This window comes from Macrococcus sp. GL_134 (genome assembly GCF_057834705.1).
Genome location: NZ_CM174409.1, coordinates 351,950 through 374,211, shown reverse-complemented (window position 1 = coordinate 374,211; position 22,262 = coordinate 351,950). Strand labels below are relative to the sequence as shown.

Sequence of the window (22,262 nt, the reverse complement as noted above, 5' to 3'; positions counted from 1 at the left end):
CTGGTCGACTGCCCGTTATTATTCGTTAAAGACGCGTTCGGCCACATTGATAAACATCTCAAAGCCCACCTTGAAGCTATCTTCATCAATTTCAAAGCGTGGATGGTGATGCGGGTAACGCGCTGACGGATCTTCCAGCCCTGCACCGATGAATGTATAGACGCTTGGCACGATATTGCTGAACGCACTGAAGTCTTCACCGCCCATCATCGGTGGTTCGGATACGACATGCCCTGGATATAATGATTCCGCAATGTCTCTGACCCTTTCAGTCAATGTTTCATCGTTGTGAACAGCATCATAGCCGCGGTGATACTTGAAGTCATAACTCGCCCCGTACATATCACACATACTGGCAATCATACGTTCCAGCTGGCGTTCGATGAGGCCCCGCGTTTCATCAGTCGTGGTCCTTACTGAGCCTTTTAAGACCACTTTGTCTGGAATGACATTCTCTGCACCGATGACCCCTGCTTGAAACACCGTATTCGAAATCACTGCTGAGTCATAAGGGTCCATCTGTCGTGAAGTGATTGTCTGAATAGCCGCGACAAACTGGCTGCCGATGATCACGGGATCCACACAGAGATGCGGCTGGCTGGCGTGGCCGCCTCTCCCTTGAATAGTCAATTCGTACAGATCTGAATTCGCACTCGCAGGACCTGCTTTGATATCTATCAAACCGGTATCCATTATAGACCATAAGTGATGACCGTATATAAAATCAAAATCATCAAAGTAATGGGTCGCAACCATCTCTCTTGCGCCGCCTGGAATCAGTTCCTCAGCATGCTGGAAAATACAGTGGATCTCGTTCACCAATTGATCATGATGATCATTGAAATAATGAGCAGCCCCGAGCAGCACTGCTGTATGACCATCGTGGCCGCACGCATGCATCTTCCCTTTGTTCTGTGACTTAAATTCTAGATGATTGCACTCTTCTTCAACCGGCAGGGCATCGATATCAGCTCTTAAGCCGATCTTCTTGCCCTGTCCTTCATTGAACACAGCAACTGTGCTTGTCTCCGTCAGATGAACCACTCGACAGTTTTGCATATCCGCTAAAATACTGCGGATATACTTCGCTGTTTCATATTCTTCAAATGACAGTTCAGGATGTGCATGGAGATGTCTTCTATAAGTAATCACGAGCTCTTTATAGTGATCATAGGCATTCATATCATTGACCTCCTAAATGAATCGGTCCACCTGGCCCAACCGGGATACCGAGGTAGTACCATACTAATAACAGAATCGTCCAGAATATCCCGAATCCAATGGAATACGGCATCAGTGCCGCAATCAGCGTACCGAGCCCGATATCTTTTTCGTATTTCTGTGCAAATGATAACAGCAGCGGCATGTAAGGCATCATCGGCGTAATCGGGTTCGTGATGGAATCACCGACACGGTAGATGACTTGCGTGAATGCCGGGTGGAAGCCGAGCAGCATCATCATCGGAATGAGGATCGGCGCAAGAATCGCCCACTTAGCGGACGCACTACCCATCAACATATTGATACCGGCTGACAGAATGAGTATCCCGATGATCAACACGAAACCATTCTGACCTTCCAGCAGCTCAGCCCCCTTAATTGCTACAATCGTACCAAGATTACTCCACGTAAAGAACGCCAGCATCTGTGCCGCAAAGAACACGATGACGATGAAAGAACCCATGGAACTCATAGAGTCCGCAAGCATTTCCGCAAAGTTCTTAGAAGAACGCAGTGTCCCCGCCTTAATCCCGTAGACGACGCCGGGCACCAGGAACAGCACAGTGATCAACGGCACAATCCCGTTCATCAACGGAGAATCTTGAATGAGACTCCCTGTTTCAGCATTTCTCAGAAGCCCATTCTCAGGAATAGCAAGCAGAGCGATGATCAACCCTGTAATCAGCAGACTGATATTCGCATAGAGCATCGCCTTACGTTCACGAGGCGTCACATCATCACTTTCTTCAACCTTCGCTGCATGATAAGGACCAAATCTCGGAATCGTAATTTTTGTCGTCACATACCAGCCGACGATTAACAGTAAGAACGTCGATGCACAGAGGAAGTAATAGTTCATTGCAGCATTGACTTTAACACTACCGTCAATCAGCTCTGTCGCAGGTTCTGTAAATGATACGATCAATGCATCAGTCATCCCGATCAACAGACTGGCTGAGAAACCACCGAGCGCTGCGGCATAAGCCATGACTAGACCCGCCACCGGGTGATAGCCGAGCTTGATGAACACAAGCGCTGCAATCGGCGGAAGAACGATCGGCGCCGCATCCCCGGCTGCGTTACCGAGAATGGCAACAAAGATAATAATAGGAATAATGATTTTCTTCGGTGTTTTTTCAATCGTGTATTTCATGACTGTTTCAAAGTAACCGGTCTTTTCAGCAATACCGACACCGATCATTACGACCAGTACTAATCCTAGTGGTGGAAAGGTTGCAAAGTTCTTCACCGCTTCAGAGATGATGCGGGCAATGCCGTCTGCGTTAAGTAAGTTAACGGCTTTTACAACTTTTCCATCAGCAGGATTGACCGCTGACACACCCATCGTGCCGGTGATGAATGAAGCGGCTAGAATCAAGGCACATAAAGAGATAAAGATAACGACCGGATCAGGCAGTTTATTACCTGATTTTTCGATTACATCAAGGAACTTGTTCATCATACTTTTTTTTTCAATGTTTTCGTTCATAAGTCATCTCCTTATTTTTCAGAATATTTTGTTAGTTACCATCATAGAGATAAATACAGTTAATTTCAATGACTTTTTAGGAATCTATACATTATACATTTAAAAAATGTATAGAAAACGATTACATCATAAATAATATAGAAAACAACCTCTTCATGAACTGTTTCAGGCAAATAAAAATAACCTACTCTATCGAATAGGTTATTAAATCAGTCTATGCACGGTGCAGTGATTCGCTTGTATAATTGAAGAATCTGAAGAATGGGTGTTCAAGCATATGTCTGATGAAATAATCAATACCCCATCTGCCTGAGTTATAGCCGCCCATTAATATCAATACACCGAGAATAATGTAGAGCGGGTTAACAGAGATCGCACCGGCAAACAAGAACATGAAATTCATCAGCAGACCTACCAACGCTGCCACCGGAGTGAACAATCCGATGATGAGCAGAATACCTGCCGTCACTTCAGCGAACGGGATTAAGACGTTGATTAAATCTGCCTGAGGCAAGACAATGTTTTCAATAAATGCATTAAAAGTTGGGTACTGGACATGACCGTCGAATGTCATGACCGGATTTTTAATGACATTTTTGAGGAAACCTGATGAATCGAAACCATCAGTATACTTATGGATGCCGCTCATTAACCATCCATAACCAAGATAAAGACGTGCGACCAGTAAGAGCATTCGAGCAATCAGATGTGTCTGTAACCAATGAATCATATAAATTCCTCCCTGTTTTTCTTTCACCCTTATTATATAGCAGCAGCGCGGTTTTTCATATTACTTTGTGAATTAATTCACAAAATATTAACAAACCATTAATGAATTTAAAGCAGGAGGAAATGGATGGAAAAATAAGTGTTTTAAATCTTTCAATTATTGTATAATGTAATAAAAATAGTGATTATCTTTGGACCATCTGCAGAAAGAAGGACAGAATCATGCCGAAACCCATTCGTCGCAATTTAATCATTGCTTTTGTAGTTTTTCTAATATTAATTGTTTTTGCCTATCAGATCAGCATGCCGGATGACCCATTGGTTGCTGTATTATTAATAACATTTTTAGCAGCATGCATGCCTATCGCATACATCGATGAATATGCAAGATACTACAAAAAGCAATCAACTGATCCAGAGCTTGCGTATAGATGGCAGAAACGCGCAAATCTCTTAACACTATTGCTCAGCAGCTTATTTATCGGACTCTTTTTAGCTGCTGACCATTATCTGGCGGATTCTCATTTATCATTTGCAGGGATATACGGTTCAATGACAGGACTCATTATTGGCACTGTCATAAAACTATCTTCAGCACGTTCAGAATACAAAACCTACTGCCGGCAGCAGAAAAATGCGGAAACATAAAAAATTCCTTGTGATTTCATTCATCAATCACCGGGGATTTTTTATAATGTTTTAAGAACAATGACAGAATTCCAGCTCTATTGATTTGACATTATTGATGACAGCACCTATACTATGTCTAACTACTTTGTAATGCAAAGTAGTTAGTTTTACCAGCACTACCTTGCATTACAAATTAGAGGGGTGAATCGATGAGCATCAGAACTCAGCTCCTTAAAGGGCTGCTGGACGCCTGTGTCCTTTCAATCATCAAAGAAAAAGAAATCTACGGTTACGAACTGTCACAGAAACTCCTGGATTCAGGTCTCGGAAATATCAGTGAAGGCACCATCTATCCTGTACTTCTACGTCTTCAGAAAAAAGAGCTCATCACCAGCGAAATGCGTGAAAGTGAGCTCGGACCTAAACGTAAATATTATTTCATCACCAAGTCAGGTATTCAGGCACTTGAAGAAATGACAGAAGAATGGAATGAGATTCAAGGGCCCATTACTGAGCTATTGAACCATAATGAAGCTATCACCTCTATGTGTTCAAAAAAAGCGGATCAGGAGGATTAGATGATGAAATTTACTTCTTCATCCATCACGATGGGTGTTGCATTCGCCATAAGTATGAGTATTGTGTTTTACCAGAGCTTAGGCATTTCCGGTATTGCTATAGGTATAATGTTTGGATATTCAATGGCAATGGCTTTTGCACAAGATGAAAAAGAAGAGGAGGACAACGATGAAGACGAGTGAACTGATCGAACTCAATAATGAAAAAAGAGAATTACTGACTGAGGACAATAAAAGAGAATATGAAAAAGTGCTGCTGTACTTGCGGTTGGAATGGCGTCTCAGCAATCATGCTACTGAGGAACTGCTTAACGACCTGCTTGATCATCTGCTGGAAGCGCAGCAAAATGGAATAACGACTGAAGAATTCTTCGGTCATGATACAGAAGGATTTGTAAAAGATTTAATAGCAGAACTACCGGTAGAAAGCAGACGGAATACAACTGCACTGCTGAGCATAGTGACTATCATGCCTTTGGGTTTTATGTTAGTTGTGAATGGTCTAGCGGACTTCATTACTTCATTTTTCATCGAATCAAAACCCGTTGATGTCGGTGCGTTTGTTGTCAGCTACATCTTATTGATCACTTCATTCCTGATCATGCTCAAATACGTCATACGCTATCTCAAGAAAGATGAAATGGATGCAACGGGCGAAGCTTCTAAAAAGAAGCGGTTGTTACAATTTATTCAGCTCTATTTATTGAGTGCCATTGTCTTTGCACTATTCATCTTGCCTCTGGTCTTCCTCCATACCCCTTTCGTCTATGACATCCCCTGGTATATCAATGCGATAGCAGGTGGAATCATACTCATGGTTATGTATGTCATCTTAAAGAGAAATTAGAAAGAATCCCTGCATATCCATGCAGGGATTCTTTCTACAATGCTGTCTTTGTCGCCACTAAAAATTCATACAGTCCTGTCAGGTCATCCAGCTGTTGGTTGCAACTCCTGCTGTCGTGACAGATGTAGTTGCCGTTCTTGGTATAAGTACCGTCTCCCGCAATCTTAGTCGTTGCGAGAAACATCGATACCTTGCTGTCGTTCTTACAGATCGGACAGATGCCTTTGTTGACGTTTGGTGATAAGTCACCGTATAGCCCTCTCAGTTCACCTTCGTGGTAGAAGATGATGAATTTCTTCTGCTGACCTGGATCATTCCAGCCGATATAAGTCGATTCGGTGAGATCGTAATCCGCCCAGTTCGGATACTTCAGCTTCTTCACTTTCTTGAAGAGCTTATCCAGCTGCTGATTGGACGGTACTTTGAATGGTTCAACGTAAATCTTCAGCAGTTCCAGCTGTTTATCCAGCTGGTGCCTCGTCATCGTGCGGTCCATCATCACATTCAAGAATGCTTCCACTTCAGGCAGTGGTTCCGTGAAAATCTGCTCAACACTTTCCTGGATCAGACTCTGGTAAGTCTCAATCATCTTCGGGTCATTCATCGTCTGATATGCTCTCATCAAACGCAGACTTTGACGCTTAATACCGATATATTGGTAAGGCAGTATGTTGTTCATTAAAGTCAGTCCTTGTATTGTGGCTTGTGTATCCATTATATCATTCAGCTCTTAGTAACTAATAGCAACATGACGTCAGTCAAATAAAAAGATTTAAATACCACCTAACTAAAAGAAGTGACCATCCTTAGCAGTTAGTCACTTCTCATGCATTACTTCTTCAGTTTTTCGTAAACATTCTGCAATGTGTCCACATCTCCGACATTTCCCGGGAAAATGATATACGGAATGCCTTTATACTTAGCTTCTTCGCCTGTCAGCCACACTTTTGTCAAGTATTTGCCCGATGATCTGCCTGGAACCAGCAATGACCGTTAAAAGAATTATGAAACTTTAACTGCTCGTTCCTTGCTTATATTGCCGGACTTATCTTTCAAATATACTTTAAGCTGTGTGCCTTTTTTCTGTTTGGTGATTTTCACGTTAATGATACCTTTAGAAGTAACAGAACTAGACAACCAAAGCTTCCCTTTCTTATACACTAACACTTTAGATGAAGCTTCGCCTTTACCAGTAATTGCAACGGACTTAGTCGTCACCTTATTAATGCTCGGCACCACAGGAGCTATTTTATCAATTACTTTTGTGGTCGCTGTCTTACTCTTAACATTTTTATAGACAGTATATACCGAAATTTTAGTTCCTGCTTTTTGCTTAGCAATTTTTAATGAATACTTACTATATTTGGCCTTACCTTGGGCAATCACTTTCTTATTAGCCACTACATAAACTGTACTATAAGACTTCGCCTTACTACTCACAGTAGTAGAATTATTGCTGATAGTATTAATAGTCGGCGTAGTATTTGTTACAAGTGGCTTTGTTGTTGGCTTCTCTGTTGTCGGACGTTCTGTTGTTGGTTTTTCTGTTGTTGGCTTCTCTATCGTTGGACGCTCTGTTGTTGGTCTCTCGGTTGTTGGCTTCTCTGTCGTTGGTCTCTCGGTTGTCGGCTTCTCTGTCGTTGGACGTTCTGTTGTTGGTCTCTCGGTTGTTGGGCGTTCTGTCGTTGGTTGTTCCGTCGTAACTACTTCCGTAACCTTATCATCAGATCCAATATTAACATTCAAAAAGCTGTAATCCTTTGTTCCTACCCAACTTAATACCTGATTATTGCTGATGCTCAGATTATTGTCAGATGTGTCATACGCCGATACTGTCACAACTCTCCATGTTCCTGTTTCAGTGGCATCTGTCACAGTTTTTTCAACCTGGTAAGTCAGGACTTACATAATTGGCTGTAAGGTATTCGTCTTTTTCTGTTTGAGGGCTTCTCAGTGAAAGACTAACTCTTCTTATCCCGACATTATCTGTAGCTTTTATGGTGTAGACAACTTTTTCTCCTAATTTTGCCGATTTTTTATTCACTGAAATAGTTTGGATCACTGGTTTCTCCACATCAGCAGCCGCTTCAGCAAATGATCCCACTGAATTGAAGCAAAGAAGGAAAACCATTAAAACACTCATAAACCCCTTTGTTATTCTGTTCATATTATTCCTCTTTCTATGCTTTTTTCATACATTTCAAATATAATGTGTTGTCATAAAATTGAATATAACCATTTTAAAGAAATCCTACACTTAATTGAATTCTTTATTACTGCTGTTTTTTATCTTTCTTTTGATCATCAAAGAACTACACGAACTGATTGCTATATCAAGAAGACAGCCCTTGAATCGAGACTCGGTGCACTAACTGGCGGTTCATACGCTTTCAATAAAGCGACTTACGTTCTTCGTAATTATAAAATATTTCTGCCAGCTACTATACTGTGCTGTTGTAATATTGTCTGTCACCGGTGTATGGTCGATAACCTAACAATTAATAACAATCGTTCCCGTAATAATGATGGTAGCTGGCGCAAGAAACGCAGTGATGCCGGTTCCGTCAGAGGACAGTGAGATGAATCGTCTGTTTGGATTGCTGGGTAATGGTGCTAGGTTTGCCGGTGAGAAGTTAGGAGAAGGGATTGGCTATTTAATCGATCATCGTCATGAGATTAAAGACGGGGTTATTAAGCAGGCAGAGAAGACACGTGATCATATTGATAAGCAGAAGGAACGTAATGAGAAAGAAGTCAGTCGTCTTGAACGCAGTTACCAGCACTATGATAAAGATGAGCTGATTGCCATCATTAAAGATGAGGAGCGTAGAATGACTGAACGACGCGCTGCAAAGAATATTTATGAGATGAAATACAAATAGTATCAGCATCATACTGAAAAACATCTGTTCTCTAAGTCCAGAGACAGATGTTTTTATATTATCTTCAGAATCAATAAACAAATCAATTCTTAAGGTTGTATTTTATTTTTCTATCTCACGGATTTAATACTTCGCGCAGTTTTAAGTATACCTCACCCGGAAGTTCTACGCCGCTCACTCCGACAATTTCTGAAGAGACTTTATTGCCGAATTCGGCGGCTGCCACTAAAGGACGACCGGCGGCTTGGCCTGCCATTACAGCTCCTACATGACTATCGCCCGCTCCAATGGTATCCACGACTTGCTGCGGATAGCCTGTAAGCTGCGTGAAATCCCCATCATAGACAAGCACGCCATCAGCTCCTTGCGTCACAATCACAGGGCGTCCTGTTCTCGCATTCATCTTCAGCACTGCTTTCTGCACGTCATCTTCATCCGTCAATGTCATGACTTCCTCAGCATTCAAGTGGACGATAGGAGAGAGCGCATAGACTGCTGACAGACGGCCCTGATCGATCAAATGCCCTCTCGGACCCGGTGCAAAAATAATCTGACCTTTGTATCCTTCCAGCACAGCAATAAGTTCAGGCCCATCTGTCTCCTCAATCTCAAGACCACATATGTAGACGTATGCATAGTCATCAAGATTCAGATCATCCAGCCACTCTGCCTGAAACGAATACTCAACCCCGTGGTCTGACATAAACGTACGATCGCCATTCTCTTCAACGAAACAATAGCAGCAGCCATTATTGCCGGATAGACGAACAGTCGTCTCGATACCCTTAGCCGCTAAGTGATGCTGTACGAATTCACCATATATACCACGACCGACCGGCGAGATGAATGTGTAGGGTATCTTTAGATGATGCAATACAGAGACAACATTATAGGCACATCCACCCAGTGACATCATCTGCTCTTTAATATGGACATCCCCTTGGCTCGTCGGCAACCGATCAACATAAATGATAATATCACAAACCGTAGAACCGATAACAAGGCACTTCTTCATAGCATCACACCTTTATCTGTATTTCCTCCATTTTATTTGATTAGGTAGCCAATTGCTATAAATAAAAGGTCTTCATTCCTTGATAACTGATAGAACCTAAACAGTATCCATAAGATATCAAACACCCCAAAAGTCAGATTTGATTCTAACCTTCGGGGTGTTTTTAACCATTCTACGCTTATCTGATTTTACTTTACCTTAGTATCTTAACCTTTTAAAGGCAGCGCCATATCCTTCAGTTTATCGAAGAAGAGTACTTCATCCTGGTCATAGTGAAAACGCCCGTCCTCGTCTATATGATACTGATTGGTATCAATCGTCTTCTCGATGAAGGCAAGGAAATCATTCAATGACTCGGCAACGACATACTCATTATCATATAGTCGTTTAATATCCATACAATACCTCCCCGTTTAATAGTTGATTATTCCTTTTGCGGTAGATATTTACACACTATTGCACAGCATTAGATCTATGATATAATGGCTAAAATTACCCTAATCACTAAAGGAGACCTATATGAACAGAACCGACGCTATTCTTCTTTTCAGCCAGATCGGCATGCTTATCCTCGGCTTGCTGTTTATACCTGACATCATCAGATCAGGCCTCACTTCAGATAATCTATATGGCCTCTTCATGCTACTAGGTGCATTGACCTTCGTTTCAGACTTTGGTACAAGCATTTTCACCAATACCCTGAACCGCGAAGATTACAGCAGACACTATCCCCTCTCAGTCCGGCTGCGCTGGTCATGGATCAATACAATCGTTCAGGGACTCTGCATCATCGCCTTCGCCGCCATCTGTTATTACCTCACCTTTTATCTGAGTGACGAGTGGTTATGGCGTATACTGAGTCTTCTCTGGATTCTGCTGTGCTTCTATAACATTTACCGGGAATGGCGGCAAAGAAGAACTTGGATCGGAAGGGAGACAAAAACAGGCTCCAGTATTTAAGATTTCTTCTTATAAAGTCCCTATATAAAAGACTGTTGCTGAGACAATAGTATGAATCAGCAGAAACAACAGGATGGAATTAATGGACGGCGGCTCATATTCCTCCTCCAGGACGACAAAGTAGTCAAACAACATCTTCTTGAATTTATCCATGTGCAAATGACCTCCTTTTTATAGGAGTATATGGTAAGGCTATGACAAGAAATGACGCAGGTTGTCAGGAATGTTAGGACAAATTAAAAAAATCTCCTCTTAATCTATAAGAGGAGATGCCGAGTTAAGTTGTTTAAAATCTTTTTCATATTAAACCAGCTCAAGTAAATCAGCTAGCTACTTCCGAATGATAAAGTACTTCCCTTCATCTGATGACTTTCATCATCTGAAACAATCGTCGTCATCCGTAGTCTTTTGCAATTAATCACAATTGATAATAATATTATAGACAGTAAAAACGTCAATTAAAGTTTTTGGCATGGTAATCTCATCTCCATAACCCAACCTTCTATTTCCATTCACACAATATATAGCGCTTCCATAAGGATTCGGGGGTCACTTCAATGGGTCACTTTTTTTAAAGTGTCTACCATTTGGGGTGCGGTTCATTTATCCCTTACCCTTCTCCTTCATTCTTTAAATCACTAGAGTATTGTATAAAGAACTGTATTTGCTAATGTAATCATCGTTAATAAAATTGTATTCAGAAATGCCCCAACATAGACATTTCCAGTTTTTCTGAAGAAGTAACGATTGTAAACTGCTGCTACTAAAAGGATCGGCACAAGCCCGATTACAATAATCGATGATAATGACTCTGCAGGATAGCCGCCCGTCCCTGTAATGAACAACAAGCCATAATGATAGATCAAATATAGGATCAGTCCACCGATAAAGTGGAGAATGGATATGCCATAACCTTTCCATCCATCATAAAAACTGCTGGCTGTATTGACATTGACTGATATTCCCACGATGAAATAGTAGATGAAGAATAATGGCGCATAGCGTAAAAGAGCCCATACATGCTGTTCTTCAAATGTTTTTACTGCTACGGTCCATAGACGGAAATCGACTCGGAAAATTGCATCCACTAAATAGAGGACAGCATATCCGATAATGACAGCAAGTATAGCGGTAACAAAAGTTGAGATGATCGTTTTGATGTTAGCACGTAATCCATAATTCGCGAAACGTGCTCCTTCTGCTTTTTTCGAAACAAAGTGATAACCAACCAAAATCATCAGCGTCACTATCGCAACATTGATAGCCCAGAAGAGAATTGGATTGACTGTAGCTCCGCCAAACCATTCTGTAGTCGCAAAAAATCGTTCCTGCTGATGGAGGAAAATATATTGTACGATGCTTAAGCCAAGAATTAGCCCCGAGCCCATTTTTACTGACTTGGCGGAATTTTTTACAAGGCTGAACAATAATATCAGCGCAGATAATCCAATGGTGATCATGCTGATTTGACGCAGCAAGGTCATCCCTGTTTCATTAGCACTGTATAATGCCGTAAAGAAAAGGGCCGGATAAAGCGCTCCCACAATAAGCAGTATATAACTAGCGAGTTTCGCACCATCTGATTTTGGTGCAGAAAGCGCCGCCGGACGCTCTGTGTAAACCCAATTGAAGAATGGCAGTTTCGTCAACAAGTTGATAACTGGAATGAAAAGGAGGAAAAAACCTATCAAAGCTATAAATGAAAACCATTCTTTCCACATCCATGTTTGTCCATCTTCACCGATTGCCACTAAATTACCGTAATCCGAAAAAGCTGTGTCATAGAAGTCGATTGCATATTCAGTAGACTGCTGTGAAAAATGATTCCATGGATGTGTTTCGTTAGGCTGGTAAATAATCCGTTGACCGCCATCCACTTCATAAAATTTACCCGCTTGCGCTGATTTCAGTCCGCCTAAAAACCCAAGGCCTTCGGCTGTGCTGACGTAGTTTTTCTTAACGACAGGCTGACCTGCCGCAGCTGCTTCTGCATTAAAGAAAAATTCATCGTAAACGCCAGCAATTTTCCCTGAAGGACGCGGCCCATAGGAAGCGTTGATTTGTTTATCTGTATAGCCAAGTGTTTTCAACCACTGATAATCAGAACCCATCGTCAAGGAACTTTGAATTTTGCGGATACCTGATTCCTGGAAATCAACCTCATCCAACATCACTGCGTGCGTTGAAGAGAAGCCTCCCATGGAGTGCCCGGAAACAGCAATAATCCCATTTCCTTCGCCATCTTTCAATACATAATCCTGTTCATACATGTATTGCACCGCATCATACATAGCTTGCGGCCAGAAGGAGAAGAACGGAGCTGATTTCTCCATCGTTCCAGTAGAATGTCCATGATCATACATATCCAGTGCCAGGACTACATAACCCCGCTTGGACATTTCGATGGCTTGGGCATCCTGCATTTCACCAGAGTTCAAATACCCGTGCGTGGCGATGATTGTCGGCCTTGCCTCTTCGTCTGCCCCTTCTGGTTTATAAAGCAAACCCGACAGCTCTCCCCGCTCAGTGTCAAAATAAATACGGGACACATCTACATCCCCGCCGGCGCTGTTAAAGCTAGCAGCAACTGCACTGCCGATACCAATAAGTAATAGTGCAACAATCAATAAAATTAATGGTCTTTTTACATTTTTCATGATGATTCCCCTTGTTTCACAAAGTTATTACTTGTAACTCAATGTAATTTTAAAATCTGAACTCTCCCTTGACTCCTCCTGTTCCCATACTCATAACACACAAAAATACACATCAAATACCTTCGGGGTTTACCCAAAGTACTCAATGTGTCTCTTAATCTCGTCACAAGCTGTTAACTTACAACTAATATAGTAGTTTATGAAAGCGTTGTCAATTCAATTGTATTAATTTTTCTAATTATTATAAATTCGTTTCTTATTCATAACTGTCTTTCGCATAATTTTACCATAATTTCACATTATATGTAGTTACAGCATGAGCCTCGGATTTGATAGCCATATCCCCATCCTCTTGTGTTCGAATCAAGCCTCCGGTTATTACTGGTATCGCAGTGGCATTTTGAATCTCTTTAATAATACTTGGAATTATGCCTGGAAGTATTTTAATAAATTCCGGTTGTATTTTCCGACATATATCCATTATATTTTCCAGTCTTGATTTTTCCTCTTCAGGAAGATTAGAAATAAAAGTAATGAGCGTATCCTTAAGTCTTAAGAACTTTATATTATTTATATTAACTTCTTTTTTTAGACGATCTAGTACTTCTTTTGCTTTTTCCTCTAAATCCTCACTTAACATATCTTTTTGCGCCTTAATTAAAAGATGAATCAAGTCTAATTCGCTTATATTTTTATTATTTACTGTCGTTATATAAGCTATACTAGCAGTTATAATCAATCCTAGTGAAGTAAGTATAGGTGTACCTACTGTTTTTAAAATATTAAGTGATTCTTTAAACTCCCATTTAAATATTATATAGATGGAAAGAAAAAATAAAATCATTTGCGGAAAAATGATAAGTAATATTAAAAATGTTTTTAATCCATAGACATTTCTCTCATATAGCAATTTTCCCAATATGAAAATGATAAACAATAAATCTGCAACAATAATTAAGCCGAATAAAATCTAAAACACCTTCTTTTTATAATTCAATTCACTCCCAAAGCTTTGTAAACTGCATCTATCGGATCTGAGTAAAAGAGAGGCTGAACTTTAACTAATAAATCCGGTGGTACGGTTTGCAAATCCATTACACATGCTGCAGGGATCAGCACTCGTTTCGCTCCTGCATCGACACAGACCTGCAAGACATTTGCAAACTCACTGACTTTTGCAATTGTGCCACCCACTGTCATATTACCGATAACAACTGTACTGTCTTGAACAGGCTTATCTAATGCAGCTGAACTTAAGCCGATTAATTCAGCAATTGCTAGTTCATCTGTCAGCCCGACTCCTTGCAAATCAGTAATATGCATCAGATAGTCTTTCGTTTTAGTTGAAATAGAATTACTAATACTTTTGCTGTTTGCTGCAAAAAATCTATAAGCGGTATCCAGACTTTCTTTGGCATCCCTAGCAGTTCCTATACCTGATTTATCGAACTTTCCACTGCCGCTCACCATCTGATTCTCTATCTTATAGACACCTATCATTCCACTCATTGACTGCCCGCAGACGTAAACATGACCTGGTTTACTCATTCCTTCAGGTATCAGTTTTCCACCGCCTTGTTCAGGCACTGATATATGTTCCTCGTTAAGTGATTCTTTATCAATATAAGTAAACATGACATCATAGAACTCCATTCCACCAATCTTTTTCAGCTGCTCTTTAACACGGCGGCGTCCTTCTAAAGCGTATCGTAAAACTTCTTCGACATTTTCTTTTGTATAAATACCATTAGGATAAATAAGTTTAATCAATCCAGATACCGTTTTACGCACTGCTATGGTGTCACGTTGATTCAGATTATTACCCAGAATAAAATATTTATCAATTGCATCAGCATATGAGCGTTTACGCATTTCTCTGAAGAATTCTGCTATATAATCCACAATAAAGCCATAACGGTTTGTAAAGAAATCTGGTCGCATCTTCGGTATTTCCCAGCCCGGCATATAATAATGCATACGATCAAGGAAAGCTGTATCATTTGCCATCTCTAAAGGAAAAGGAGCAAACAAACTAGATGTTTTTAAGAGGACATCTACACTCTGATTAATATTGCCGACAAAAACCATAGAGGCAGAAGCTGTTTTTTCTTCTTTGCCTCGTGCAAATGAACCGCTAGCCATATAATCTTTCATAATCTGTATACCATCTTTATCTTTAAAACGGATGCCAGCCACTTCATCAAAGGCTACACAGTCCCATAAACCGACTAATCCTATTGTTCTCGAAGACATATTATAAAATAAATTGGCGACTGTCGTCTGGCCACCTGATACTAAAATAGAATTAGGTGAAATCTCTTTATACACATGAGATTTCCCAGTACCTCGTGGACCTAACTCGCACATATTAAAATTATTTTCTACTAATGGGACCAACCGAAGCAACAAATGCCACTTCACTCGTTCATCTAGCTGGGTCGGTTCCATGCCAGTTGAGCGAATCAAGGCATCAATCCATTCATCTTTAGTGAACTGTTTTCTACCATCAAATACTTCAGTAATGTCCATATTCGGCATCTGGATAGGTTGCAAATTAATTACATTAAACGGATTAGCATTTCTTGCTTCTTCGTCATAATAGTAGTCGATTTTGACCATGCACCAGATACCGCCAGCGAGTAACTTATCATATTCTTTAACAAATCTAGATGAAATAGGAACACCTTTTAAACCCAGATTAGAAAACTCTGCTTCATAAGTATCAATTTTAGGATTCAAAGAAACAGTTATCTTATCAATCACTGAGTATGAACCTGTTTCACGTATTCGTGATTTTATTTTTTCAGCTTCATCTGGACGAACAAAGTTTTCAGATAAAATCTTCTTAACACGCTCTACTCCCTCTCCTATACTTTCTTCATCATCAGTAGCAGCATACATCCCCAGGAGATATTCAAGAACATAGATAGGTACATTCGCGCCTTCTTTAATCAACTTAGTTAAATCTTTGCGAACAACGCGTCCTGCAAACACGCTATTTAATTTTCTATCTAACTCGACAACACTTTGTGATTCCAATTAATTCACCCCTCTAGAAATCAAAATCATTTACAAATCCGAGATTAATGCTAAATGGAACTTGTTCTACAACCAGTTCCGTTTCATTATCAACAATACATAAGTAATAATTTCTATTCTTATCGTATGATTGATTCTTTAAAGCAAACCGAATTCTAAAAAGACGATTAGCTGGAACAGCAGTCTCTCTATCAGCGATAATTTTTTCTTCATTTGAGATGATATTTTCATTTTCGTCTTTAAAATAAACCATCACTGTTCTCCCTGAATACTTGTCCCCAACACTTTCTGTCTGGAAGAACTCCAGATTAAAGATTGAATTAGTAATTCTACGTGACTGATTTGTTAAAGCCACCTTAACTTTTGGAATAAGGGAAGTTAAACTCTGTCCTACACGCTTACTTTTAAAAGTAACAACTGGCACGACTACTTCCTGCAGACTCGCTCCACCATGAACAAAGTTAACACCTGTACCTTGAATTCTATTCCTCATCGTACCCAATGGTATATAAGCATTAAGCCGCTGTTCATTTTCAATGATGTGCGATAAATTAATTTTTAGTTGACCCTCTAGTTGCTTGTCTTCTCTGGATAACATATACCGACGTTTCAGTTCTAATTTGTTAATAGCATCTATTTGAATTTTATCAGAAGGCGGTAACTCTTTACGCTGATAGATGAATCCGTGATCAGCAGTAATATAGATATTGGTTCCGCTCAAATCATCCTTAATCAATTTAACAATTGAAACCAACTGATCTATTGCTCTCTCAGCAGCTTCAAAGGCACCATCCTCACTTGCAGCATGATCTCCTACTGCATCTATTTCATTGTGGTAAATATATACCAGTTTCTTACCTTTAAAATGTTCACGACGTTCAACCTTCTTCATTCCCAATACTCGCTTCGCTTCAATAGTCATTGCATCATCCGAAACTTGTGTTAATATGTTTTCTCTCTCATGACTCACAGAACTCATGCCGTCCACTGTAACATTTAATTTAGAATCGAAATCAATTTGACGATTGGGAAGTAAAGCGGCCATTCCCAACTTCGTAATAGAAGGTAGAACAGATAGCATGGATTCCACGTTTATAGAGTGATGATTCACTTCTTCCAATTTAACTGCAAGTTCTTCACCTATTTCATATCTCATAGCATCTGAAATAATGACAAATACACGCTCATCCTTCCTTATATGACTCGCTATATAACTGGAATAGAATCTACGTTGTGGAGTCACACCAGCAATATTCCAGTTGACTGCCAGTTCATCAGACACTATATTCGACCATTTAGAGTTCAGTTCCTCTATAAACTCATGCGTATATTTAGCTTCGACGATTGACTGTAATGTTTTCAAGATTTCATGCTGCTCCTTATCAAAAGCTAAGTAAAACTTACGATAATAGGAGTCCATCAAATAATACTTCTCGGTATAGGCTTGATAGAGTTGATCTGCGTCATTTTCAAGAATCACTTTATTATTATCCGCAAAATGAACGATTTTCAGTGTATATTCTAAAGCTTCATAAATATTTTCATATACGTCATAAAAATGTTTTGAACGTCTAAGTTTCAGCAGCTTAGTATATTCATCATAATCTATTATGTCGTGTGATAAACCATTACAAATTGAAGAAATAATCTTTTCATCGATGACAGGAAAAATATCAGCAATCTTGTAATCCTCAATATGCAGTGTTTCTAACATTTCACTAATCGAGAGTTCTTTTTCAATTAAACGTGCATAGTTATTGTAAACAACATAATCCTTCTTATGTTGCTTCCAGCGGTCAATAAATATATATGAGTTGTTACCATTATAAGTCGCTATAAAATTGTTTACAGACTTGAGCTTATTACTTTCCACCTGATGACTTAAGGCAGTAGCCATTAAATACATAAGAAATGTTTTAAGCGACGGAAGCTCTCGTGAATAATCATAAACACGTTCAATATACTTCCAGAACACTTGTACATCAAAGAATTTTTCAAATAAAGTCAGGTATTTATTATCATCAGCTACACTTTCTACTAACACTGTTCTGACAACATCCTCGAAATCTGCGTTTCTTAAATTACAGAGAACACTCATAATTCCAACTTCAATCTGCTGTTCAGTTACCCCTTGTATATTCAATGCTTTAAACTTTGCATATCGCTCTTTACTATTAAAGAACTTCATATAGTTTTTAACAACATTTCTTAAAGCCGTATCAATGCCCAAATCATTTAATATCATAGAAAGACGATCTGCATAGAAGACTTCCGAATACTTCACCGTATCATATAACCAGTTGTCTTCTGATTCCAAATCTAAATATGTATAAATTAGATACGACCTATTTGTATCTTCTTCTTCAACCAGATATTTAATCATAAACAGATTACTTTCAGTCATTTTATGAACTCTAATATCCTCTAAATTTAAATTCTCAATATCTTCTTCAAATTCTCTATCTTTATCATTCCAAAAAATAATCTTGCGGTTTTCTCCCTCTTTTAAAGGTGCATTAAATAACCGCTTCAGACTCTCTTCAATTCGATTGATATCCATATGGGCACCTCTTCATTTAAACGTATATACTCATCTTATAATAACAACTCAGAATATACACGCAAAAAAAGGATGCGACAAGGCATCCTTCTAGTTATTTAATTTTCGTCACAAGGCCTTTAAAGAGTTCATAGTTATGCTTTACACCATCATCCAGATCGATTTCAATCATCTGATCTGCCATGTGGTGAAGCAATTCATCGTAATCCTTTAATTCCTTAATTTTCTTTTCAAGTAAAGCTAATTCTTTCTTAGCAGCTGTGATCTCTTTCTTAGAATAATCACCATTAATAACTGATTGCAGATCTTTATATTGAACATCCATACGTGATTGAACAACATGTAAATAATCCGTACGAATACGTGATAAAGTCGTTTTATCATAACGATGTATATAAATAAGACAGTTAAAAGCTTTAAGCTTCCCAGAACTAAACTGCCAGTAAATTGGGCGTTTTTTGTACATTTTGACATGATCATTATAAAAATCATTTAAAAAGTAACGACGAATAGTCTCTCGAGAAGTTTCGTTTGGTTTACGTACTAAAGAATCTGCAATGAAATTTAAGTTTTCCTCAAATGTTTCTTCACCATATATACAACACAGAACATTTTCAAACTGAACTATGATATCGTCAATAAAGTAAGCTTGGTTAATCAGAGGGATAATATTATCATTGTCCGGTTTACATCCTCTATATTCCAAATCATCAAAATTACCTCCTGCATATTTTAATCCTTTTTCATCCAGTGAGTATCTTCCAAATATCACACCAACTATATAAGAAATAAAATTAGTCATAATTACTTTTTTAGTTATTAAGTAGCTATTACCTTTAATATTGGAATCAATTTCTTCATTAGAATCGAAAATTTTAGTAATAGTAACGTCCCTATCAATGACGGTATTCATCAAATCATTTGAAAGATTATAACGATTAATGACTATTTCATTCAATAATTCTTCATTTTTTTTTAGATTCTCAAATTTATCATTAATAATATTTTTAAGAGCAGTATAGCTAGAAGATATAGACCCTCCTAAATTGATTAATGGATTTACTTCAAAACCCCAAGTAGTTTCATACATATTCCAATCCCTTTTAGCAATCTCAATCTGATGACTGACAATATCAATTATCTGTTGTTTATTATCTAATTCTAAAATTGGGAGTCTTTGAAAGTCTCCTATCTGCATACTTAAAGTTGGATTTAAAATTTTAGTCATAAAATTTACGACATTCGTCGAAGTGATACCCATGATATACTTCAAAGTATCTGTATCAAAATGAAAAGCAGACATTCCCTTAACATCATGTATGCTCCCAGGCTCTCTATATCTCACTGCAAATTTTCCGCTAGTAACATCAGACCAAGTAATCGCTTCTTTGAAATAATAATTTGTATTCTGAGGTCTTGATCTCACTTTACCTTTATCATCAGTAAAATTTTTAATTTCTCTTCCATCATCTTCCCAGTTTACAACATAATCATAATTGCCGTACCACTGACGTCTTTCTCCGCCTTTATTATAGGGGTACCATTTATAATCGCTATTTTTTGTATCCTCCACTGAGTGAGCATCAAATTTTATTTTGTTGAAATCGACTTCCCACCAATAACGTAAAAATCGATCATTATTAGCAGTGGCCAAACCTTGCTTAGGATCAACTATATCTCCCAATGGCGTTCCGTTTTCAAATGCCGATAACACGTTATCACTTGCCCAATATGCAATGGGTGAGCCAGGGATTTTTTTATAGTTTTCATGACCATTTCTATATCTATATTTGACTAAAGGGTGCTTAACAGCTTCTTTAGTTTTTAATGACTGATTTAATACACCTGGAAAATCAGACAACTTTATATATTCTCCATCAATACCAAGTTTGGTATTACGCAATGTAAATGTACATATCGGTACTGTAGCTCCATCAAATCCCGAATATTCCAGCTGAACTAAACTACTAATATTTTTTTCATCAATAATTTTTTTTCTTAACTTTTCGTATGAACTTATAAACATCCATACAAACGGACTCATAAAACCAATATGTCCATTAGTTTTCGTTTTGCTAAAACTGTATTCAATAAATGCACTAAACACATCAGTTTTAACAGTTTTATAATGTTTATTAAGATAGTTTGCTAATTCTGGTGATAAGTACTTATTACCAATGTAAGGAGGATTGGTTACTAAAATATCGTACTCGAAATTCATAATTTCAGTCTGCTTAATTAAATCGGTAAATAATGAAGACAAATTATTTTGGTATTCACTTGTAAATAAATCATTTCTATTATCTATATATTTCAATGTTTTTGTTATGTCTTCTGTAGCATATCCAAGTTTCAGTAAAGAACCAATTGACTTAGCATCAAAAAATTGATTAATAAAGCCTATAACTTGTTCATCTTGATTTACATTACTATTATTAAAATATTCAATAGCTTCTGACGATAAATAATTAGTCTCTTGTATAGAAGCTAAGTTTAAATGAAATTTATCTTTCTTAATTTCATTTAAAAATTTTGAATTATAAGATTGTGCTTTCATGACCAAAGCAAAACAGGCTAACTGATATGCTCTATCATCAATATCCAAACCATAAAGATTTTTCTCTATAATTAGTCGTGGAATTTCTTTCTTCGTATAGCCATTCTTTTGATAAATTTCGTATAAGACATCAAACATATAAGAGAGTATATGCCCACTTCCCATGGCAGGATCAAAACACTTTATCTCTTCTACTTTCAAGCCAGGATTTATGACATTTTTTATTTTTTCTTTATCACTTTCACTTGAATTAGGATTCTCTAAATAATACTCCCAATTACTAATTAAATCACGGTCTTCTTCATGTGATTCAATCCAATAACGTCCTAATGTATTTTGGACCATATATCTTACTATCCACTCCGGAGTAAATAACTGAGTCGCAAACGGAATTTCTTCTTTTTTGTATCTTTTTTTTGCTTTGATGACTCTATCTTTTTCATCAGAAATATAATATTGATACAGCCATCCGATGACTTCAACACTATTCCAGTTATCAGAAGAAAGAAATTCTTCATCAGTCATTTTTTCTATTAGAGCACCTTTTTGCAATAAGCCATCAGGAAAAAGGATTTCTGTGTAGTCTTCTACTTTCTCAAACATAAAAGGCATATATTGATTAAGATCATGACAATGTACTTTAATGAGATATTTAAACAACTCATCCTGCTGGTTGTTCATTTGATAATTTGCTACTCGTTCCTTGTCTATGTCCAAATCAAGATACATGACTTCTTTAAACATATCAGGTTCATTGCTGCCAGTCGAAGATGACAATACTCTTACTCCTGTTGGAAGATAATCGTTTACTTCCATGAATCGTAGAGCGATGAAGCGATTAAACCATGTATAAGCCGCTTCTTCCATCACTCTAGCGTAACCAATTTCTTTAATTCGTTTAATCAGGTTTTCACGTTGTTTTCTCTCAACATTAGAAAGCTGCTGACCTGCAACAAAGACTGTATCTGAACTTTCAAGTGTGACTTCTTCAATTTTATCTTTTGATATCCCAATTTTAAGTGCTTGCATTTGAACTTTATCAATCAATTCTTTTCTTGCTTCTATCGCAAATTTCTTAAGCTCTGTTTTATTCATTCC

21 protein-coding genes are annotated in these 22,262 nt (G+C 38.3%); 6 read left to right on the top strand and 15 right to left on the bottom strand.

Annotation, left to right across the window (positions count from 1 at the left end; translation table 11 throughout):
• Window positions 1–18 precede the first annotated feature (18 nt).
• The 3 genes from AC3IPL_RS02075 to AC3IPL_RS02065 all read right to left on the bottom strand — a co-directional run bounded on the left by AC3IPL_RS02075 (window position 19) and on the right by AC3IPL_RS02065 (window position 3,440).
• Complete coding sequence (locus AC3IPL_RS02075) at window positions 19–1,182, bottom strand: M20 metallopeptidase family protein (protein ID WP_489241397.1); 1,164 nt, start codon at window positions 1,180–1,182, stop codon at window positions 19–21.
• Between the two features lies 1 nt (window position 1,183).
• Window positions 1,184–2,710, bottom strand: a complete 1,527-nt coding sequence (locus AC3IPL_RS02070) for an AbgT family transporter (protein WP_489241396.1) — start codon at window positions 2,708–2,710, stop codon at window positions 1,184–1,186.
• 214 nt (window positions 2,711–2,924) lie between these two features.
• Entirely contained in the window at window positions 2,925–3,440 is a 516-nt protein-coding gene (locus tag AC3IPL_RS02065) for a DoxX family protein (protein WP_489241395.1), read from the bottom strand.
• A gap of 221 nt (window positions 3,441–3,661) precedes the next feature.
• Between AC3IPL_RS02065 and AC3IPL_RS02060 the strand changes: the two genes are divergently transcribed.
• The 4 genes from AC3IPL_RS02060 (at window position 3,662) to AC3IPL_RS02045 (ending at window position 5,494) form a co-directional block, all read left to right on the top strand.
• Complete coding sequence (locus tag AC3IPL_RS02060; protein ID WP_489241394.1) at window positions 3,662–4,087, top strand: LapA family protein; 426 nt, start codon at window positions 3,662–3,664, stop codon at window positions 4,085–4,087.
• Between the two features lie 191 nt (window positions 4,088–4,278).
• Window positions 4,279–4,647: a PadR family transcriptional regulator gene (locus AC3IPL_RS02055; protein ID WP_489241393.1), complete on the top strand. Its 369-nt coding sequence runs from the start codon at window positions 4,279–4,281 to the stop codon at window positions 4,645–4,647.
• On the top strand, window positions 4,648–4,830 hold the full coding sequence (locus AC3IPL_RS02050; protein WP_489241392.1) for a hypothetical protein: 183 nt from the start codon (window positions 4,648–4,650) through the stop codon (window positions 4,828–4,830).
• On the top strand, window positions 4,817–5,494 hold the full coding sequence (locus tag AC3IPL_RS02045; protein WP_489241391.1) for a DUF1129 family protein: 678 nt from the start codon (window positions 4,817–4,819) through the stop codon (window positions 5,492–5,494). Before AC3IPL_RS02050 ends, AC3IPL_RS02045 begins: the two co-directional genes overlap by 14 nt.
• Window positions 5,495–5,528: 34 nt before the next feature.
• Here AC3IPL_RS02045 and AC3IPL_RS02040 read toward each other — a convergent pair whose 3' ends face one another.
• The 4 genes from AC3IPL_RS02040 to AC3IPL_RS02025 all read right to left on the bottom strand — a co-directional run bounded on the left by AC3IPL_RS02040 (window position 5,529) and on the right by AC3IPL_RS02025 (window position 7,661).
• On the bottom strand, window positions 5,529–6,173 hold the full coding sequence (locus AC3IPL_RS02040) for a FusB/FusC family EF-G-binding protein (protein WP_489241390.1): 645 nt from the start codon (window positions 6,171–6,173) through the stop codon (window positions 5,529–5,531).
• Between the two features lie 152 nt (window positions 6,174–6,325).
• Complete coding sequence (locus AC3IPL_RS02035; protein ID WP_489241389.1) at window positions 6,326–6,448, bottom strand: hypothetical protein; 123 nt, start codon at window positions 6,446–6,448, stop codon at window positions 6,326–6,328.
• Between the two features lie 48 nt (window positions 6,449–6,496).
• On the bottom strand, window positions 6,497–7,369 hold the full coding sequence (locus AC3IPL_RS02030) for an Ig-like domain-containing protein (protein ID WP_489241388.1): 873 nt from the start codon (window positions 7,367–7,369) through the stop codon (window positions 6,497–6,499).
• Window positions 7,370–7,376: 7 nt separating this feature from the next.
• Complete coding sequence (locus AC3IPL_RS02025; protein ID WP_489241387.1) at window positions 7,377–7,661, bottom strand: hypothetical protein; 285 nt, start codon at window positions 7,659–7,661, stop codon at window positions 7,377–7,379.
• Window positions 7,662–8,073: 412 nt separating this feature from the next.
• Here AC3IPL_RS02025 and AC3IPL_RS02020 point away from each other — a divergent pair, with 412 nt between their 5' ends.
• Complete coding sequence (locus AC3IPL_RS02020) at window positions 8,074–8,376, top strand: hypothetical protein (RefSeq protein WP_489241386.1); 303 nt, start codon at window positions 8,074–8,076, stop codon at window positions 8,374–8,376.
• Between the two features lie 115 nt (window positions 8,377–8,491).
• Here the strand turns inward: AC3IPL_RS02020 and AC3IPL_RS02015 are convergent, their stop codons facing one another.
• Both AC3IPL_RS02015 and AC3IPL_RS02010 read right to left on the bottom strand, forming a co-directional pair.
• Window positions 8,492–9,391, bottom strand: coding sequence for a PfkB family carbohydrate kinase (locus AC3IPL_RS02015; protein WP_489241385.1), 900 nt, complete (start codon window positions 9,389–9,391; stop codon window positions 8,492–8,494).
• Window positions 9,392–9,597: 206 nt separating this feature from the next.
• Window positions 9,598–9,789: a hypothetical protein gene (locus AC3IPL_RS02010; protein WP_489241384.1), complete on the bottom strand. Its 192-nt coding sequence runs from the start codon at window positions 9,787–9,789 to the stop codon at window positions 9,598–9,600.
• A 121-nt stretch (window positions 9,790–9,910) separates the two neighbouring features.
• Between AC3IPL_RS02010 and AC3IPL_RS02005 the strand changes: the two genes are divergently transcribed.
• Window positions 9,911–10,351 (top strand): hypothetical protein, encoded by a 441-nt coding sequence (locus tag AC3IPL_RS02005; RefSeq protein ID WP_489241383.1) that lies wholly within the window; start codon window positions 9,911–9,913, stop codon window positions 10,349–10,351.
• Between the two features lie 9 nt (window positions 10,352–10,360).
• On the opposite strand, the gene AC3IPL_RS02000 is transcribed toward AC3IPL_RS02005, so the two are convergent.
• From AC3IPL_RS02000 to pglX, 6 genes are all read right to left on the bottom strand, one after another.
• Complete coding sequence (locus tag AC3IPL_RS02000; RefSeq protein WP_489241382.1) at window positions 10,361–10,504, bottom strand: hypothetical protein; 144 nt, start codon at window positions 10,502–10,504, stop codon at window positions 10,361–10,363.
• 485 nt (window positions 10,505–10,989) lie between these two features.
• Window positions 10,990–12,978, bottom strand: coding sequence for an alpha/beta fold hydrolase (locus AC3IPL_RS01995; protein WP_489241381.1), 1,989 nt, complete (start codon window positions 12,976–12,978; stop codon window positions 10,990–10,992).
• A 313-nt stretch (window positions 12,979–13,291) separates the two neighbouring features.
• On the bottom strand, window positions 13,292–13,945 hold the full coding sequence (locus AC3IPL_RS01990; protein WP_489241380.1) for a glycerol-3-phosphate responsive antiterminator: 654 nt from the start codon (window positions 13,943–13,945) through the stop codon (window positions 13,292–13,294).
• Window positions 13,946–14,001: 56 nt separating this feature from the next.
• Window positions 14,002–16,047: a protease Lon-related BREX system protein BrxL gene (gene brxL, locus AC3IPL_RS01985; RefSeq protein WP_489241379.1), complete on the bottom strand. Its 2,046-nt coding sequence runs from the start codon at window positions 16,045–16,047 to the stop codon at window positions 14,002–14,004.
• A 13-nt stretch (window positions 16,048–16,060) separates the two neighbouring features.
• Window positions 16,061–18,607: a BREX-1 system phosphatase PglZ type A gene (pglZ, locus tag AC3IPL_RS01980; protein WP_489241378.1), complete on the bottom strand. Its 2,547-nt coding sequence runs from the start codon at window positions 18,605–18,607 to the stop codon at window positions 16,061–16,063.
• 94 nt (window positions 18,608–18,701) lie between these two features.
• Window positions 18,702–22,259: a BREX-1 system adenine-specific DNA-methyltransferase PglX gene (gene pglX, locus AC3IPL_RS01975; protein WP_489241377.1), complete on the bottom strand. Its 3,558-nt coding sequence runs from the start codon at window positions 22,257–22,259 to the stop codon at window positions 18,702–18,704.
• Window positions 22,260–22,262: the final 3 nt, after the last annotated feature.

Bases quoted from the DNA above. Each gene is read 5' to 3' on its own strand.
- AC3IPL_RS02075 (WP_489241397.1), bottom strand. From the start codon at position 1,182: ATGAATGCCTATGATCACTATAAAGAGCTCGTGATTACTTATAGAAGA.
- AC3IPL_RS02070 (WP_489241396.1), bottom strand. From the start codon at position 2,710: ATGAACGAAAACATTGAAAAAAAAAGTATGATGAACAAGTTCCTTGAT.
- AC3IPL_RS02065 (WP_489241395.1), bottom strand. From the start codon at position 3,440: ATGATTCATTGGTTACAGACACATCTGATTGCTCGAATGCTCTTACTG.
- AC3IPL_RS02060 (WP_489241394.1), top strand. From the start codon at position 3,662: ATGCCGAAACCCATTCGTCGCAATTTAATCATTGCTTTTGTAGTTTTT.
- AC3IPL_RS02055 (WP_489241393.1), top strand. From the start codon at position 4,279: ATGAGCATCAGAACTCAGCTCCTTAAAGGGCTGCTGGACGCCTGTGTC.
- AC3IPL_RS02050 (WP_489241392.1), top strand. From the start codon at position 4,648: ATGATGAAATTTACTTCTTCATCCATCACGATGGGTGTTGCATTCGCC.
- AC3IPL_RS02045 (WP_489241391.1), top strand. From the start codon at position 4,817: ATGAAGACGAGTGAACTGATCGAACTCAATAATGAAAAAAGAGAATTA.
- AC3IPL_RS02040 (WP_489241390.1), bottom strand. From the start codon at position 6,173: ATGAACAACATACTGCCTTACCAATATATCGGTATTAAGCGTCAAAGT.
- AC3IPL_RS02025 (WP_489241387.1), bottom strand. From the start codon at position 7,661: ATGAACAGAATAACAAAGGGGTTTATGAGTGTTTTAATGGTTTTCCTT.
- AC3IPL_RS02020 (WP_489241386.1), top strand. From the start codon at position 8,074: ATGAATCGTCTGTTTGGATTGCTGGGTAATGGTGCTAGGTTTGCCGGT.
- AC3IPL_RS02015 (WP_489241385.1), bottom strand. From the start codon at position 9,391: ATGAAGAAGTGCCTTGTTATCGGTTCTACGGTTTGTGATATTATCATT.
- AC3IPL_RS02010 (WP_489241384.1), bottom strand. From the start codon at position 9,789: ATGGATATTAAACGACTATATGATAATGAGTATGTCGTTGCCGAGTCA.
- AC3IPL_RS02005 (WP_489241383.1), top strand. From the start codon at position 9,911: ATGAACAGAACCGACGCTATTCTTCTTTTCAGCCAGATCGGCATGCTT.
- AC3IPL_RS02000 (WP_489241382.1), bottom strand. From the start codon at position 10,504: ATGGATAAATTCAAGAAGATGTTGTTTGACTACTTTGTCGTCCTGGAG.
- pglZ (WP_489241378.1), bottom strand. From the start codon at position 18,607: ATGGATATCAATCGAATTGAAGAGAGTCTGAAGCGGTTATTTAATGCA.
- pglX (WP_489241377.1), bottom strand. From the start codon at position 22,259: ATGAATAAAACAGAGCTTAAGAAATTTGCGATAGAAGCAAGAAAAGAA.